This window comes from Methylobacterium sp. ME121 (assembly GCF_000974725.1).
Classification (GTDB): Bacteria; Pseudomonadota; Alphaproteobacteria; order Rhizobiales; family Beijerinckiaceae; genus Methylobacterium; species Methylobacterium radiotolerans.
Genome location: NZ_BBUX01000021.1, coordinates 35,928 through 52,070, shown reverse-complemented (window position 1 = coordinate 52,070; position 16,143 = coordinate 35,928). Strand labels below are relative to the sequence as shown.

Sequence of the window (16,143 nt, the reverse complement as noted above, 5' to 3'; positions counted from 1 at the left end):
GGGATCCGCGGTCCCGTCACGCCCGCCAGAAGGTCAACAGCCACCAGAGGCCCGTCAGTGCGGACCAGATCGATCGCACCGCTCTGACGATTTCGTTGATCCTGAAGTACTCCATGAGGAAGGCGCCGAGGAAGACACCATAGAGGGCGGCAACAACCGTGGCCGTGGCCGACGAGAGGATCCCGAGCCCCCAGACCGCGGCGGCGACGGCGAGGCCGAAGGCGCACAGACCGAAGGCGAGGAAGACCGGATGCTTCGCGCACCACGCCGCCACCCGGCCGTTCTCTGCTGACGAGTGTTGCATGGGCCCACCTCGAATCGATGACTGACATCGATCCTACGGGCCGCGACTTCCGGCCATCGTGAGGACGCGCACAGGACCGGCGCAGGTCCTGCGGTTGATCCACGTCCAGGGTGCGGCGGCGCCGGAACGAGGCCGCGTCAGGCCGTGCCGCCGGGGGCTCGGCCGATCACGCGGCCGGAGCCTGCCCAGCCACGACGACGCCGAGGGTATCGAGGAGCGACGACCGGGCCCGGCTCACGCGGCTCTTCACGGTGCCGACCTGGCAGCCGAGCATGATCGCGGCCTCCTCGTAGGTGTGGCCCTCGGCGCCCACCAGCAGCAGCGCCTGGCGCTGCGCCGACGGCAGGTCGCCGAGACGCTCCCAGACGACCTTGAGGGTGCTGGCATCCTCCTGATCGGACGGGCTGGTCATCTGACCGGCATGCGTCCCGTCCACGTCCTCCACCTCCCGCCGCGTCTTGCGCAGATCGGTGTAGAACTGGTTGCGCAGGATCGTGAACAGCCACGCGGTGAAGTTGGTGCCGGGCCGGAACCGCTCCTGGTTCGCCCAGGCCTTCACGAAGGTCTCCTGCACCAAGTCGTCGGCGCGGCTCACGTCGCCCACGAGCGACAGGGCGAAGGTGCGCAGGGCCGGCAGCGCCTTGATGATGTCGCCGCGGAAGTCGAAGGGCACCGTCTCCCCGTGCGCCGTGACCGCCGCCTCGAACCGCGATACCAGCGCGGCGAGCTGCGCCGGCAGGGGCTCCAGCTCGACGACCTTGAAATACTCCCGGATCGGCAGGGCGAGGTGCTGGCCGATGGACGCGGCGTAGCCGGCCCCGTCCCGGGTGCCCGCAGTTGCATCTGGCCGGTCCGCAACGTCCTCAGTCATGAACGTTTCCGCCTCCCACGCTGGCATACTAGAATAGCTCTAACGTCGGTAGCGATAAAATTCTGAACCTATGCCAAACGCTCCCGAGTGTGACAGGGAATTTAGGCAGAGTGCCCGAGGTGACAACGCCGGCCGGATCCGCCTTCCCGGGCTGGCGGCGGCGGGCCGGGCGATGCAGATTGCGGGCAGTCAGGAGAGCGGGATGAGTCACGATCACGCGCAGCACTCGCATGATCATCACGATCACCACCACGGCAGCGACCTGTCGCCGGTCGAGGCCCGGGTGCGCGCCCTGGAATCGCTGCTCACCGAGAAGGGCTACGTCGACCCGGCGGCCCTCGATGCCCTGGTCGAGCTCTACGAGACCAAGGTCGGCCCGCACGCGGGCGCCCGCGTCGTGGCCCGGGCCTGGACCGATCCCGCCTTCCGGGCGCGGCTCCTGGCCGACGCCACGCCGGCCATCGCCGAACTCGGGATCGGCGGCCGCGGCGGCGAGCACATGGTGGTCGTCGAGAACACGCCGGAGATCCACAACCTCGTCGTCTGCACCCTGTGCTCCTGCTACCCGTGGCCGGTGCTCGGCCTGCCGCCGGTCTGGTACAAGGCGCCGCCCTACCGGGCCCGGGCGGTGATCGACCCGCGCGGCGTGCTCGCCGAGTTCGGGGTGACGCTGCCGGAAACGACCCGCATCACCGTCTGGGACTCGACGGCCGAGACCCGCTACATGGTCCTGCCGATGCGGCCGGCCGGGACCGACGGCTTCTCAGAGGAGGCCCTGGCCGCCCTCGTCACGCGCGATTCCATGATCGGCACGGGGCTGCCCGAGGCGATCCCGGCCGCCCCCGCGGAGATGCCGGTATGAACGGGGCCCAGGATCTCGGCGGCGCGCACGGCTTCGGGCCGGTGGTGCCGGAGCCGGACGAGCCGGTCTTCCACGCCGCGTGGGAGCGCCGCGTCTTCGCGCTGGCGATGGCCATGGGCTACACGGGCGCCTGGAACCTCGACGGCAGCCGGGCCAACCGCGAATCCCTGCCGCCCGCGGAATACCTCGCGTCGAGCTACTACGAGATCTGGCTCAAGGCCCTGGAGAAGCAGGTCGTCGCCACGGGGCTGGCGACGCCGGCCGAGATGGAGTCCGGCCGCTCCGCGGAGCCGGCCAAGCCCGTCGCGCGGGTCCTGGCCCGCGAGGGCCTGGAACAGCGCTTCCGGGCCGGCTTCCCGAGCAGCCGCGCCGCCGACGCCCCGGCGCGCTTCGCGGTGGACGACGCCGTCCTGGCCCGCAACATCCACCCGACCGGCCACACGCGGCTGCCCCGCTACGTGCGCGGCAAGCGCGGCCGGATCGTGCGCGTCGACGGGGTCTTCGTCTTCCCCGACACCAACGCCTACCGGGCGGGCGAGAACCCGACCTGGCTCTACACGGTCGCCTTCACGGCGCGGGAGCTGTGGGGCGAGAGCGGCGACCCGGGGGGCGTCGTCACGGTGGCGGCCTTCGAACCGTACCTGGACCCCGCGTGACCGCGCCGTCGCCCAGCCCCTTCGCGGCGCCCTGGGAGGCGCAGGTCTTCGCGCTGGTGGTCTCCCTGCGCGAATCCGGGCTGTTCACGTGGTCGGAATGGGCGGACCGGCTCGGCCGGCAGATCCGGCCGGCCGAGTCTCCCGAGCAGGCGGCCGATTACGGCGCGTGGCTCGCGACGCTGGAGGCGCTCCTGGCCGAGCGCGGCGTGGCGGGACCCGAGAGCGTCGCGGCGCGGACCGAGGCCTTCCTGCGGGCCGCGGAGGCGACGCCCCACGGCCAGCCGATCCGCCTGGAGAACGACCCGCTCTACCGGCCCTGAACCCGCAGGCTGTCGAGCGGCACCGGCGCGGCGTGCGACCGGCCGCTCATCAGCTGGTCGAGCAGGGCCAGGACCTCGGGTCGCCCGCAATTCCGGGCGGGCTCGAACGGCGTCCAGGTCTGGGCGAAGTCGAGGCGCTCGAACACGTCGCGGTAGCGGCGCAGCTCGCTCGGCGTGAGCGGCACCCCGCGCACGAAGGCCTTGTGGGCCGAGATCGTGGTGGCCCGGCGGAAATCCGCGGGGTCGAGCTCGAACTTCAGCGCGTCGCCGCAGAAGCAGATTTTTCGCCCACGGTCGTACAGGATCGCGTGGCCATCGAAATGACCCGCGGTGCGGTGCAGCTCCAACCCCGGCAGCGGCTCCAGAAAATCGTCGTAGGGCCAGCTCACCTGGAGCGCGGCGCTCCAGGTGAAGTCGGCCGCCGGCAGGCACAGCTCCGGGTCGAACCGGTCCTGGAGCTGCGGCAGCGCCCCGTAGGAGTGCGGGTGCGAGGCCGAGAGGACGGCCATCCCGCCGAGCCGCTCGATCTGGTCGAGGGCGGCCTCGCTGAAGACCGGGCAGCCCTCGAAGCCCATGTTCCCGTGCTCGGTCTGGATCAGGTAGGCGGACGGGCCGATGCCGGAGACCGGCTCGTTCCAGAAGCGCCAGACGCCGGGCTCGAGTTCCTGCCAGTGGCAGGGGAAGGCCTCCTGGGCCTCGCGGGCGGTGCGGAAGCGCCACCCGTCCTGCGGCACGACGTGGCGGGCGTCGAGGCACATCGGGCAGGCGGCCGGCGCCTCGAAGTGCCGCTGCCAGAACCCGCAATTGTCGCAGGTATAGGCGGGCAGCTTCAGGGCGCCCGCGAAGGGCAGATAGCCGGGCATCGTCGTGGACCTCTTCGGGGGCGGCGCGTGTGATGCGGCCGCAGTCGCAGTCGCCTTCTCCGCCGTCGCGAGCGGAGCGAAGCGACCCAGGGCAGCGCGACCTCGGCGGGGGCGGCGCAACGGGATGGCTTCGCCCCGCTCGCGACGACGGCGGCGGGCCTATCGATCGGAACGGGCTTAGCAGGCGGCGCGCACGGGCGCAGCCGTCAGATCCGCTCCGGCCGCCGGCGCGCCGAGCGGGCGGCGTGGACGGTGCCGGCGAGGCCGACGAGGGCCAGCCCGACGAGGCCGCCGACCACGACGTCGCGGGTCCGGCTCGTGACGAACTCTCCGCGGCTCGCCTTGGTCCGGCCGATGAAGCGCCCGTCGATCCCGACCGGGCCGGGCACAGCTTCGTAGAGGTTGCCGTCCATCTCGGGGATGGTCTCGTCGGAGAGCTGCGCCGCCCACATGGAGGCGGCCTTGCGGTCGGCGAGCGCCGGCGCCAGCGCCTGGGCGGCCGCCATCATCGCCGACGACCGCCCGACCCAGACCTCGCGGCGCGGGTGCTCGACCGCGTACAGGATCGCCTCGGCGCAGAGCCGCGGGTCGAAGACCGGATCCGGCGCGTACTGGCGGTGGCCGGTGCGGTTGCGCGCCCAGTTGAACTGGGGCGTGTTGACCGCCGGCAGGTAGATCACGCTGAGGCTGACATTGACCCGGTCGTGCAGCAGCTCGCAGCGCAGGGCGTCGGTGAAGCCCGAGACCGCGAACTTCGCCGCGCAGTAGGGTGCCTGCAGCGGCGCCGCCCGGATCGCGAGTCCCGACGAGACCTGGATGATCGCGCCGCGGTCGCGGCGCTTCATGAAGCGCAGGGCGGCGAGCGTCCCGTAGACCTGGCTGAGATAGGTGGTCTCGGTGACCCGCCGGTACTCGTCCGGAGTGATTCGGTCGGCCGGGTTCACCACCGTCGACATGGCGTTGTTGACCCACGCGCGGATCGGGCCGAGTTCGCGCTCCACCCGCTCGGCGGCGGCGTCCACGGCCTCCGGCTCGGCGACGTCGGCGCCGATCGCCAGCACCGGCTGGCCGTAGGCGGCCAGCGCCCGCTCGGCGGCGGCGAGACGGCCAGGATCCCGCGCGATCACCGCCACCGACCAGCCGCGCGCGGCGAATTCATGCGCGGTGGCGAGACCGATTCCGGCCGTGCCCCCGGTAACGACCGCAACCCGTGCCATACCCACCTCATCCTCGAGAGACCGAACCGGCAACCCGGTGCGGCGCGCTCGGTTGCGCCGCCGGGCCGGTCCGGAACGTCACGGGGGCCGCCGATTTCGCGGTCCGGGACGCAACGTCCGACGGTGGCCGCTGTTGACTGGTCGTACCGCGTCATGCCGAACCATCGAGGGTCGCAGCCATGCGCACTGGACGACGCTTCTCCCTGCTCTCGCTCCCGATCGATCCGTGGCCGCAGGCGTCCCTGGCCGAGCGGACCGCCGTCGGGATGGTCCTGACCGGCCTGCTGCTCGTGCCGGCCTGCGCGGTCGGTGCCGCGCTCCTCGTGATCTCGGCCGTCGCGGCCCACGTCTACTGGTCCTACGATCTCGGCGCCGCCCTGCACACGTTCATCGCCCGGCACGCCGGGGCCGCCGCCGCGCGGAGAGGCCGCCTCGTCCACAAGGCCTGACGGCGCGGGCGCCGATCCGCGGCCGGGCGGCGCGGCGGCCGGCGGTGCCGGCCCGCACGGCTCGACCACGCGACGCCCGCGATCCCTGTGCGTTCGTCTCGGTCCGATTTGACCTGACCGTCTCTCGTGGGCCAGTCAGGTTCGGAACCGAGAGATCGCCATGTTCCGTACCCTGATGACTGCGCGGCGCTTCGCGCCGCTGTTCTGGTGCCAGTTCTTCTCGGCGTTCAACGACAACTTCCTCAAGAACGCGCTCGCCTTCCTGATCCTGTTCGGGATCGGCGGCCAGGCGGACGCCCATGCCGGTGTCCTGGTGACGCTCGCGAGCGCGGTGTTCATCGGGCCGTTCTTCATCCTGTCGGGTCTCGGCGGCCAGTGGGCCGACCGCTACGACAAGGCCCTCATGGCGCGGCGGCTCAAGTTCGCCGAGATCTTCGCGGCCGGCACCGCGGTGCTCGGCTTCCTGCTGCACTCGATCCCGGTCCTGTTCGTGGCTCTGGGCCTGTTCGGGACGATCGCGGCGCTGTTCGGCCCGATCAAGTACGGGATCCTGCCGGACCATCTCCGCCGCGAGGAGCTGCCCGCCGGCAACGCCCTCGTGGAGGCGGCGACCTTCCTGGCGATCCTGCTGGGCACGATCGCGGCCGGCGCGGCCTCGGCGATGGGCGGCTCGGGCCTCCTGTTCGGCGCCCTGGTGATGGGCTTCGCCGTCCTGTGCTGGCTCTCGGCCCGGATGATCCCGCCGACCGGGGAGGGGGCGCCGGACCTGCGCGTCGACCCGAACGTCGCCCGCTCGACCTACGCGCTGCTGCGCGACCTCTGGGCCGACACGCGGCTGTGGCGCGGCTCGCTCACCGTGAGCTGGTTCTGGCTGGTCGGCGTGGTGGTGCTGTCGCTGCTGCCGGTGCTGGTGCGGGGCGCCTTCAACGGCACCGAGACGGTGATCACGCTGCTGCTCGCGCTGTTCTCGATCGGCATCGCCGTCGGGTCCGGCCTCGCCTCGTGGCTCGCCAGCGGCCGGATCGTGCTGCTGCCGACGCCGGTCGGCGCGGTGCTGATGGGCCTGTTCGGCCTCGACCTCGCCTGGACGGTCGGCCACCTGCCGGCACCGCCCGCCGAGCCGATCGGCCCCCTCGGCTTCCTGCAGACCGGCCACGGCCTGCGCACCGGCATCGACTTCCTCGGGCTGGCGATCTCCGGCGGCCTCTACATCGTCCCGTCCTTCGCGGCCGTGCAGGCCTGGGCCGAGAAGGCGATGCGCGCGCGGATCATCGGCGCGGTCAACGTCATGACGGCGGCCTTCATGGTCGCCGGCACCCTGGCACTGGCGGCGCTGCAGGGCGCGGGCCTCACGATCGCGAGCCTGCTCGCCGTGGTGGCGGTGCTGAACCTGATCGTCGGCGCAGTCGTGTTCGCGACCCTGCCGACCAGCCCGTTCCGCGACGCCCTGTCGATCCTGTTCCGGGCGTTCTACCGGCTGGAGGTGCGCGGCTTCGACAACCTCGCGGCGGCCGGGCCGAACGCCATCGTGGCCCTCAACCACGTCTCGTTCCTCGACGCGCCGCTCGCCCTGTCGCTCCTCGACCAGGAGCCGGTCTTCGCCATCGACAGCGGCATCGCGCAGCGCTGGTGGGTCCGGCCGTTCCTGCGCGTCACCAAGGCGATGCCGCTCGACCCGACCCGGCCGCTCGCCACCCGGACGCTGATCAACGCGGTCAAGGGCGGCGAGACCCTGATCATCTTCCCGGAGGGCCGGCTCACGGTCACCGGCAGCCTGATGAAGGTCTACGACGGCGCCGGGCTGATCGCCGACAAGTCGGGCGCGATGGTCGTCCCGGTGAAGCTCGACGGCCTGGAGCGCACGGTCTTCTCGCGGCTGTCGCGCGGGCAGGTGCGCCGCCGCTGGTGGCCCAAGGTGACCGTGACGGTGATGCCGCCGGTGCGGCTGACCGTGGACCCCGCGCTCAAGGGCAAGGCGCGGCGGCAGGCGGCGGGCGCCGCCCTCTACGGGATCATGTCGGACCTCGTGTTCCGCACCGCCGACATCGACCGCGGCCTGATGGCGGCGCTGATCGAGGCGGGCGAGCGCCACGGCTGGGGCCGCAACGCCCTGGAGGACCCGGTCGGCGGCCGCCTCAGCTACAGCCGGCTCGTGATGGGCGCCAACGTGCTCGGCCGCAAGCTGATGCCGCTGGCGCCCGTGGGCGGCCGGATCGGCGTCATGCTGCCGAACGCCAACGGCGCCGCGGTGACGCTGTTCGCCCTGGCCTCCGCGGGCCGGGTGCCGGCGATGATCAACTTCTCCGCCGGCCCCGCCAACGTGCTCTCGGCCTGCCGGGCAGCGGAGGTCGGCAAGATCCTGACCTCGCGGGCCTTCATCGAGAAGGGGCGCCTGGGGCCGCTCGTGGAGGCGATCCGCGGATCGGTCGAGCTGATCTACCTGGAGGACGTGCGGGCCGGGATCACGATGGGGGACAAGATCCGCGGCCTCCTGGCGCCGCGCCGTCCCCTGGTGGCGCGCTCCGGCGAGGATCCGGGGGCGGTCCTGTTCACCTCGGGCAGCGAGGGCACGCCGAAGGGCGTGGTGCTCGCCAACCGCTGCATGCTCGCCAACGTGGCGCAGGTGGCGGCCCGGATCGATTTCGGACCGATGGACAAGGTGTTCAACGTCCTGCCGGTGTTCCACGCCTTCGGGCTCACGGCCGGGCTGGTCCTGCCCCTGGTCTCGGGGGTGCCGGTCTACCTCTACCCGTCACCGCTCCACTACCGGATCGTGCCGGAGCTGATCTACGGCTCGAACAGCACGGTGCTGTTCGGGACCGACACGTTCCTGACGGGCTATGCCCGCGCGGCCCATTCCTACGACCTGCGCTCCCTGCGCTACGTCGTGGCCGGCGCCGAGGCCGTGAAGGAGACCACCCGGAAGACCTGGGCGGAGAAGTTCGGGCTGCGCATCCTGGAGGGCTATGGCGTCACCGAGTGCGGGCCGGTCGTGGCGCTCAACACGCCGATGTTCAACCGCTTCGGCACGGTCGGGCGGATCCTGCCCGGCATCGAGACCCGCCTCGAGCCGGTGCCGGGGATCGACGAGGGCGGCCGCCTGTCCCTGCGCGGGCCGAACATCATGCTGGGCTACCTGCGCGCCGAGAAGCCCGGCGTGCTGGAGCCGCCGCCGGGCGGCTGGCACGACACCGGCGACATCGTGGCGATCGACGCGATGGGCTTCGTCACCATCAAGGGCCGGGCCAAGCGCTTCGCGAAGATCGCCGGCGAGATGGTGTCGCTCGCCGGCATCGAGGCGCTGGCCGCCGAACTCTGGCCCGACCGTCCGAGCGCGGTGGCGGCGGTGCCGGACGCGCGCAAGGGCGAGCGGCTGATCCTGTTCACGCAGGAGAAGGGTGCGACCCGGGCCGCCTACCAGAGCTTCGCCAAGGGTCGTGGCGCCTCCGACGTCGCGATCCCCGCCGAGGTGGCGGTGCTGGACGCGATCCCGATGCTCGGCACCGGCAAGGTCGACCAGGTGGCCGTCACGAAGCTCGCGCTGGAGCGGGCGAAGGAGAACGCGGCGGCCTGACGGTCGCGCCCGCGCGCGCGTCACCCAAACGGGGGATGCGGGGCTCCCCGGGATCCGCTCGTATCGTGAATACAGCCGTGATTCGAACCGCTTGACGCGTTCGGGGCGCGGGTCTGAGGGGGACTCGGTACGCAACGGCGAGGGACAGATCATGCGGAAGGGCAGGCGAGTTCCGGCTTGGCTGGCGAGGCGGACCTACTTCAAGCGGATCGAGCGCTGGGCGAAACCCGGCAAGGCGCACAAGGCGGCGCAGCCCCCTGAGACAGCGACCGCCGCGATGCCTTCCAACGTCGTGCCGTTCCCGGTCCGGGTGAATCGCCCGGATCGCCCCGCCTTCGAGGACCTGCGGGGCGTCGGGACGGCGTAGGGTCCGGCCGCAGCCGGGCCGGCGCCCGGGACGCCGATTGGTCCGGGGGCTTGTCGATCGCGCGGGAACACGGGATCCTGCGCTGTCGGAGCCGAGACCGGGAGGATGCGTGCCGCAGGACGGGTCGGATCCGCGCGCGCCGGCGCCTCCTCGGAAGCGGGCGAGGGGCCTGCGCGCGGCGCTGGGAGCGGCGGCGCTCGGGCTCGGCCTGCTGGGGGCCGGCGCGGTTGCGCTCTGGCGCTATGCCGGCACGCTGCCGCCGCTCGACCTGGCCGGGGCCGAATCGCGCTCGACGGTGGTGCTGGACCGGTCCGGCACGCTGCTGCGCCCCTTCGCGACGGCGGACGGGCGCTGGCGCCTGCCGGTCACCGCGGAGGCGGTCGATCCGCGCTACCGGGCGATGCTGCTCGCCTACGAGGATCGCCGCTTCGCCGCGCATCCCGGCATCGACCCGGCCGCCGTGCTGCGCGCCGCCCGCCAGTGGCTGACGCGCGGCCGCATCGTGTCCGGCGCCTCCACCCTGTCGATGCAGGTGGCACGCCTCGTCGAGCCGCGGCGCGAGCGGTCGCTCGAGGCCAAGCTCCGCCAGATGGTGCGGGCGGTCACGCTGGAGCGGCGCCTCGGCAAGGCCGGGCTGCTCGATCTCTACCTGGCGCTGGCCCCCTACGGCGGCCCGCTGGAGGGCGTGCGCGCGGCGAGCGTCGCGTATTTCGGGCGCGAGCCGGTCCGGCTGACCGCCGCGCAGGCGGCCCTGCTCGTCGCCCTGCCGCAATCGCCCGAGACCCGCCGTCCGGACCGGTTCCCCGAGCGCGCCCGCGCCGCCCGCGACCGGGTCCTGGCGGTGGCCGTCGCGCGGGGGATCCTCACGGCGGTGGAGGCCGAGGCCGCCCGGGCCGAGCCGGTGCCGACGGCGCGCAAGCCGTTCCCGATGCTCGCGGCGCACGCCGCCGAGGAGGCGGTGGCGGCCGATCCCGGTGCCGCCACGATCCGCCTCGCGATCGACGGGCGCCTGCAGGAGCGGCTGGAAACCCTGGCGGCCGAGCGCGCCGCCGCCGCCGGCCCGGACCTCTCGGCCGCGATCCTCGTCCTCGACAACCGCGACGGCCGGGTGCTCGCCCAGGTCGGCAGCGCCGGCTACCTGGACCCTGCCCGGCGCGGCGCCATCGACATGACCCTGGCGGTGCGCTCGCCCGGCTCCGCGCTGAAGCCGTTCGTCTACGCCATGGCCTTCGCGGACGGTCTCGCGCATCCCGAGACCCTGCTGGAGGATCGCCCGGCGCGCTTCTCGGCGAGCTACGCGCCGGAGAATTTCGACCTGACCTTCCAGGGCACGGTCACGGCCCGGCGAGCCCTGCAGCTCTCGCTCAACGTGCCGGCGGTCGAACTGATGGATGCGGTCGGTCCCGCCCGCTTCATCGCCCGGCTGCGCGCCGCAGGTGCCGGGATCCAGCTCCCGCGGGACGCGGCCCCGGGGCTGCCGGTCGCGCTCGGCGGCCTCGGCATCACGGTCACCGACCTCGCGCGGCTCTACGCCGGACTCGCGCGCGGCGGCGCGGTTCCGGACCTGCTCCGCCGCGCCGACGGGGCCGCGGCCGAATCCCGGCACCGCGTCGCGGAGCCCGTCGCGGCCTGGTACGTCGCCGACATCCTGCGCGGCACGCCGCCGCCGGAGAATGCCCTGCCGAACCGCATCGCCTACAAGACCGGCACCTCCTACGGGTACCGCGACGCCTGGGCGGCCGGCTTCGACCGTCACGCGACGATCGTCGTCTGGGCCGGGCGCCCGGACGGGGCCGCGGTGCCGGGGCTCGTGGGCCGCACAGTCGCGGCGCCGATCCTGTTCGACGCCTTCGCGCGCCTCGGGACCGAGCCCGAGCCGGTCCCACAGCCGCGGGACGCGCTGGTGGTCGGGACGGGGAGCCTGCCGCCGCCGCTGCGGCACCTGCGGCGCGAGGCGGCCGAGGCGGCGGGACCGGCGCTGCGGATCGCCTATCCGCCGGACGGGGCGCGGATCGATCTCGGCCTCGCGGCGGACCGGCACGGCGCTTCGGAGGGCGGCCCGGGCCTCGCCCTCAAGGCCCTGGGCGGCGTGCCGCCGCTCACGTGGCTGGTGGACGGTCAGCCGGTCGTCCAGACGCCGCGGCGCCGGGCCGAGTGGGCCCCGGGCGGCGCGGGCTTCGCGCGGATCTCGGTCCTCGACGCGACCGGCGCCAGCGACAGCGTGTCCGTCCGGCTCGAGTGAGCCGACGGCGGGGTCCCTCGGCTCAGCGACCGATCCCGAGGCCGCGCTGGGCGCCGGCCGGGCCGCGCGACTCGCAGGATTCCAGCGCCGCGGCGAGGCGCGCCGCGCTGGCGGCGGACCCGTAAGACAGGTTGAGGACGGTGCCGAGGATCCCGACGCTCACGAGCACGCCGAGGGCTGCCGCGCCGAGCAGCACGGCGGTGACCAGCCGGTTGCGCCGCAGATCGGCCGTCAGCGCCTGGATGAGGTCCCGGTTGTGTTCGGCGAGACCGTTCCGCGCCGCCACCAGCTCGTTGTACATGTTCGTGATGGCGTTGGTGGACATGTACACCAACAACAGGTGGACGACGAAGTCGTCGTCCGTCGTGGTGTTCAAGGCGGCCGCGATCCGCACCGCGAGCTGACGCTCCCAGGGCTGGAGATCGCGGCCGTGGACCGACCGGTAGAACCGCTCGAGGTTGGTCACGGCCGGAGGGCATCCCGCCACGCCGTGTGGAAGTTGCGCCGCAGGCGGCGGCCCTCGACCCGCAGGCGCATCGGCGCGCTGTTTGCCAAGGCCTGCCAGGTCATGTTCTGGACCCGCAGGGCCTCGATCAGCCGCTCGCCGATCCGCTCGATCTCGATGACGCGAAAGTTCGACTGCTTCCGCAGGGCTCGCACGAGGTCGGACGATTCGAGATAGTCGAAATTGGTCGCCTGGGCGGTGTTCTTCGCCAGGATCGCCCGGTCGCACTCGATAAGCATGGGCCGGAGCTCGCGCAGGACCTCCAGGGCTGTGGGATCGACCGCGCCGGCCGCGACCACCACGGCGAGGCGGACATTCGCCTCCCGGCAGCTCTCCACGATGATCTCGGTGCAGCGGCGGGTCGTCTCGGTGTCGCCGGCCGGGAAGTCGACCACGACGAAGCGCTCGGCCGCCTCGGTCACGCGCTCGATCAGGTCCTGGCACAGGGTCGGGTCGACGCGGCCCGTGCTGTCCTCGGCGCGCAGGCGCTGCCGGACGGCGGTGAGTCCGGGGCGGCGCGGAACGAAGTTGTCGCTGCCGGGGATGGTCTCCTGCATGAGCGCGGTGTGGAAGTGCCGGTTGGCCGGGTCGGTGTCGATCGCCAGCACCGGACCGACCTCCGCGCAGAGATCGGCCACCTGGAGGGCGATGGTCGTCTTGCCGACACCGCCCTTGCCGCCGAGGCAGAGCACGAGAACCTTCGCGGCGGCGCCCAGAAGATCGCGCTGGATGTCCTGGATCTCGTCCGGGCTGTACCAGGCCGGAACCTTGATCTGCGTCGTGTCGGTCATGCGGTGTCTCCTTGCTGATACGTGCCTGTTGGCCGCGGCGCGCGCGGCATCGGCCTGCGGGATCTCGAGGGCTCACGGGGCCGGGCCCGGACGCACGGTCCGCGGCGGCGGGCCGGAATCCTCGACGGCGCGATCGCGCACGGGGCTCCCGGGTCTTCTCAAGCGCGGAATCCGATCGGGCCCGGGCCAGCACGGGCAGGGCCGCGGTCGCGGGCCTGCCGATCGACCGCCGACGGCGTCGCGGCCGTTCGGCCGCCTCTCGGTCGGGGCCCGGATGCGGACCGCCGACGATGGGGGCTCGCGATGACGTCCGTCGCCACGATCTGCACTCCGTTGCTGGATCTGCTTCGCCGGCGGCTCGGCCGGAAGCTTTCCCCACTGCGGCCGAGTACCGGCAAGATGTTGCCCGGTCCCTTGCCGGACGCAAGCCCGATCAGATCAGATTTGATCCCGGCGGATGCTCTAAAATGAGATCCTTAACAAACTTATATATTTGTAAAACTCAATAATATTAGCCAATATTGGCCAGTATCTGCGATTTAATACGGAACATCGCGGACGTACCGGGCAATTCGAGCGATTCGCCTGGCCGGAAAGCGGGAACGCGTGCCGCGCCGTGGTCCTCAGGCCCGATCTGCTCGACAGGCCGACGGTCGCGGTCGGCCGTCTCCGGCAGTCTTCCGGACGTCAGCGCGCCGCGGCGAGGGGGGCGAACACGTCGACGAGGCCGTTCACCAGGATCTGCGTGCCGACGCACAGGAGCAGGAAGGCGAAGAGGCGGCCCATCACCCGGGCGCGGGCCGGGCCGATGAACGCCACCACCCGGTCGGCGGAGGCGTAGAGGACCGCGACCGTGGCGGCGACCGCGAGGGCCGCCAGCGTGACGCCGATGTAGAAGCCGAACCGCTCCGCGTAGGCCGCCGGCCGGTTGGCCCCCAGGGTGATGGCGACCGCGATCGTCCCCGGCCCCGTGGTGAACGGGAGCGTCAGGGGGAAGAAGGCGATGTCGGCGAGGGGACCGGGCGCGGGATCGCCCGGCGGCTCCGCCGGAGCCGCGCCGCGGCCCGCCGAGCCCGAGGCCTCGGCCTGCTTGCGCGCCTCCCGTGCCTCGGGCCGGTTCAGCTGGGTCCAGGCCGACGACATCACCACGAGGCCGCCGGCGATGCGCAGCGCCCCCAGGGTGACGCCGAAGAAGTTCAGGATCGGCGTGCCCGCCCAGAGGGCGCCGAGCATCACCAGGGCGGCGTAGACGCCGATCCGGCGCGACAGCAGCACGCGCTCGGCGTGGCTGAAGGCGCCCGCCACCTGGGCGAAGATGAAGGCGCCCCCGATCGGGTTCACGATCGAGAACAGGGCCGACAGGGCCAGCAGGAATTGCTGGGTGGTGAAGTCGAGGCTCATCGGGGTCAACCCGGGGAGGGGGCCGGCACCAGCACCCGGGCCGGCGCGAGGCGGCGGGCGCGCCGCACCTGCTGCACGGCGACCGGCCGGTAGAGCTGCTTCGTCGCGTCGACCACGTGCAGGCCCGCGAAGGGCAGGGACAGGCCGGTGCCGAGCCACTCCCAGGCGGGTCCGGTGCGCAGCATCAGGCGCGAGCGGGCCGGCGGCATGTACAGGGTCTCGGCCCAGCTCACCGGCGAGAACAGCGTCTCGCGCATGAGCCGCCCGAGCTGCGAGCGGCTGTAGGGCTGCCCGTGGCCGAACGGCGTCGCCTCCCGGCGGGCCCAGACGCCCCGGCGGTTGGGCACCACGAGGATCATGCGGCCGCCCGGCGTGAGGGTCCGCCAGACCTCCTGCAGCAGCTCCGTCGGGCTCTCCACCGATTCGAGGGCGTGGACCAGGATGACCCGGTCGATGGCGGCCTCCGGCAGCGGCATCATGGTGGGATCGGCGAGCGCCGCGCAGGAGCGCCCGGTGCTCGGCCAGTTCACCACGCCCTGCGAGGCCGGCATGAAGGCGAGGGTGCGCTCGGCGATGCAGTGGACCGGCCCGAGATACGGCGTGGCGTAGCCGATCCCGAGGACGCGCAGCCCCGAGACCGAGCCGAGGAAGTCGTGGAGCGCGCGGCCGACCACGCGGTGCGTCGTGCGGCCCAGAGGGCTGGCGTAGAAGGCCCGCAAGCCGTTGACGTCGAGACGCATGAGGGAACAGGAGATCGCGGACGGAACGGTCGTCGTACTCAATGGTGAGCCGCGCGCGCCGCGGCAAGCGCCGGAGGAACCCGGCCGGACCATCACCTGTTCACGGCAACAGTTTTCGCGCCGCCCCGCGCCCGTTCGCGCTCCTGGGAGACTCCGTCCGATGGCCGCCGAGACCGAGATTCGCACCTTCCTCTGCCGCAGCGACAATATCGGCGTGCTGATCCGCGATCCGCAGACGGGCGCCTGCGCGGCGATCGACGTGCCGGAAGCCGGACCGGTTTTCCGGGCCCTGAACGAGACCGGCTGGCGGCTGACCGACATCCTCGTGACGCACCGGCACGGCGACCACGTCGAGGGCATCCCGGAGGTGAAGCGGGCGACCGGCGCCCGGGTGGTCGCCCCCGCCAAGGCCGGCGACGCGGTCCCGCAGGTGGACGTGACCGTGCGGGAGGGCGACACGGTCACGGTCGGCCGCCTCGAGGCGCAGGTCTGGGAGACGCCCGGCCACTGCGCCGACCACGTGACCTACTGGTTCGCGCAGGCCGGCCTCGTCTGCGCCGGCGACACCCTGTTCACCCTGGGCTGCGGCCGGGTGATGGAGAGCCCGCCGGAGACGCTCTACCGCTCGCTGCGCCGCTTCGACGACCTGCCCGACGCGACGCAGGTCTTCAGCGGCCACGACTACGTACTCTCCAACGCCCGCTTCGCCCTGGCGGCCGATCCCAACAACCCGGACCTGAGGGCGCGCCTCGCCGAGGCCGAGCGCGCCCAGGCCGAGGGCCGCTTCCTCATCCCCTCGACCATGGGTGCGGAGCGGGCGACCAACCCGTTCCTGCGGAGCGGGCAGCCGGCCCTCGCGAAATCCGTCGACCTGCCGCCGCAGAGCGATCCCGAGGCCGTGTTCGTCGCCTTGCGGGCGTGGAAGAACCGCTTCTGACGCAGGTGATAACGAGAAAAATTTGTTGCCTTCTCAAGGCAAAC

Annotated in this window: 16 protein-coding genes; 8 read left to right on the top strand and 8 right to left on the bottom strand. The window is 72.6% G+C overall.

Annotation, left to right across the window (positions count from 1 at the left end; translation table 11 throughout):
- Positions 1 to 16 precede the first annotated feature (16 nt).
- Both ME121_RS15430 and ME121_RS15425 read right to left on the bottom strand, forming a co-directional pair.
- Entirely contained in the window at positions 17 to 274 is a 258-nt protein-coding gene (locus ME121_RS15430) for a hypothetical protein (RefSeq protein WP_312892339.1), read from the bottom strand.
- Positions 275 to 470: 196 nt separating this feature from the next.
- Positions 471 to 1,175, bottom strand: coding sequence for a sigma-70 family RNA polymerase sigma factor (locus tag ME121_RS15425; protein ID WP_012317906.1), 705 nt, complete (start codon positions 1,173 to 1,175; stop codon positions 471 to 473).
- 202 nt (positions 1,176 to 1,377) lie between these two features.
- Here ME121_RS15425 and nthA point away from each other — a divergent pair, with 202 nt between their 5' ends.
- From nthA to ME121_RS15410, 3 genes are read left to right on the top strand one after another with little or no spacing between them, the layout of a single operon-like run.
- Positions 1,378 to 2,037, top strand: coding sequence for a nitrile hydratase subunit alpha (gene nthA / locus ME121_RS15420; protein ID WP_024830902.1), 660 nt, complete (start codon positions 1,378 to 1,380; stop codon positions 2,035 to 2,037).
- Complete coding sequence (nthB, locus tag ME121_RS15415) at positions 2,034 to 2,693, top strand: nitrile hydratase subunit beta (protein WP_024830901.1); 660 nt, start codon at positions 2,034 to 2,036, stop codon at positions 2,691 to 2,693. The genes nthA and nthB overlap by 4 nt, the downstream gene beginning before the upstream one ends.
- Entirely contained in the window at positions 2,690 to 3,013 is a 324-nt protein-coding gene (locus ME121_RS15410) for a nitrile hydratase accessory protein (RefSeq protein WP_012317909.1), read from the top strand. The genes nthB and ME121_RS15410 overlap by 4 nt, the downstream gene beginning before the upstream one ends.
- Here ME121_RS15410 and ME121_RS15405 read toward each other — a convergent pair.
- Both ME121_RS15405 and ME121_RS15400 read right to left on the bottom strand, forming a co-directional pair.
- A complete protein-coding gene (locus ME121_RS15405) occupies positions 3,001 to 3,876 on the bottom strand; it encodes an MBL fold metallo-hydrolase (RefSeq protein WP_024830900.1) in 876 nt (291 codons plus the stop codon). The two genes, ME121_RS15410 and ME121_RS15405, sit on opposite strands and share 13 nt — an antisense overlap.
- A gap of 206 nt (positions 3,877 to 4,082) precedes the next feature.
- Positions 4,083 to 5,093 carry an SDR family oxidoreductase gene (locus tag ME121_RS15400; protein WP_012317911.1) on the bottom strand — a complete coding sequence of 337 codons (1,011 nt, stop codon included), beginning with the start codon at positions 5,091 to 5,093 and terminating at the stop codon, positions 4,083 to 4,085.
- A gap of 179 nt (positions 5,094 to 5,272) precedes the next feature.
- Between ME121_RS15400 and ME121_RS15395 the strand changes: the two genes are divergently transcribed.
- The 4 genes from ME121_RS15395 to pbpC all read left to right on the top strand — a co-directional run bounded on the left by ME121_RS15395 (position 5,273) and on the right by pbpC (position 11,725).
- The gene (locus ME121_RS15395) at positions 5,273 to 5,542 is read left to right on the top strand and encodes a hypothetical protein (RefSeq protein WP_012317912.1); all 270 of its coding nucleotides are present in this window, start codon (positions 5,273 to 5,275) and stop codon (positions 5,540 to 5,542) included.
- 160 nt (positions 5,543 to 5,702) lie between these two features.
- Positions 5,703 to 9,116 carry an acyl-[ACP]--phospholipid O-acyltransferase gene (locus ME121_RS15390; RefSeq protein WP_012317913.1) on the top strand — a complete coding sequence of 1,138 codons (3,414 nt, stop codon included), beginning with the start codon at positions 5,703 to 5,705 and terminating at the stop codon, positions 9,114 to 9,116.
- Positions 9,117 to 9,267: 151 nt separating this feature from the next.
- Positions 9,268 to 9,483 (top strand): hypothetical protein, encoded by a 216-nt coding sequence (locus ME121_RS15385; protein ID WP_024830896.1) that lies wholly within the window; start codon positions 9,268 to 9,270, stop codon positions 9,481 to 9,483.
- Positions 9,484 to 9,592: 109 nt separating this feature from the next.
- Complete coding sequence (pbpC, locus tag ME121_RS15380; protein WP_059409129.1) at positions 9,593 to 11,725, top strand: penicillin-binding protein 1C; 2,133 nt, start codon at positions 9,593 to 9,595, stop codon at positions 11,723 to 11,725.
- A gap of 22 nt (positions 11,726 to 11,747) precedes the next feature.
- Here pbpC and ME121_RS15375 read toward each other — a convergent pair whose 3' ends face one another.
- The 4 genes from ME121_RS15375 to ME121_RS15360 all read right to left on the bottom strand — a co-directional run bounded on the left by ME121_RS15375 (position 11,748) and on the right by ME121_RS15360 (position 15,162).
- Complete coding sequence (locus ME121_RS15375) at positions 11,748 to 12,191, bottom strand: hypothetical protein (protein ID WP_012317916.1); 444 nt, start codon at positions 12,189 to 12,191, stop codon at positions 11,748 to 11,750.
- Complete coding sequence (locus ME121_RS15370; protein WP_012317917.1) at positions 12,188 to 13,021, bottom strand: nucleotide-binding protein; 834 nt, start codon at positions 13,019 to 13,021, stop codon at positions 12,188 to 12,190. Before ME121_RS15370 ends, ME121_RS15375 begins: the two co-directional genes overlap by 4 nt.
- 687 nt (positions 13,022 to 13,708) lie before the next feature.
- Positions 13,709 to 14,422 carry a MarC family protein gene (locus tag ME121_RS15365; RefSeq protein ID WP_012317918.1) on the bottom strand — a complete coding sequence of 238 codons (714 nt, stop codon included), beginning with the start codon at positions 14,420 to 14,422 and terminating at the stop codon, positions 13,709 to 13,711.
- A 5-nt stretch (positions 14,423 to 14,427) separates the two neighbouring features.
- Positions 14,428 to 15,162, bottom strand: coding sequence for a class I SAM-dependent methyltransferase (locus ME121_RS15360; protein ID WP_012317919.1), 735 nt, complete (start codon positions 15,160 to 15,162; stop codon positions 14,428 to 14,430).
- A gap of 160 nt (positions 15,163 to 15,322) precedes the next feature.
- Here ME121_RS15360 and gloB point away from each other — a divergent pair, with 160 nt between their 5' ends.
- Positions 15,323 to 16,099, top strand: a complete 777-nt coding sequence (gene gloB / locus ME121_RS15355; RefSeq protein WP_059409128.1) for a hydroxyacylglutathione hydrolase — start codon at positions 15,323 to 15,325, stop codon at positions 16,097 to 16,099.
- Positions 16,100 to 16,143 lie beyond the last annotated feature (44 nt).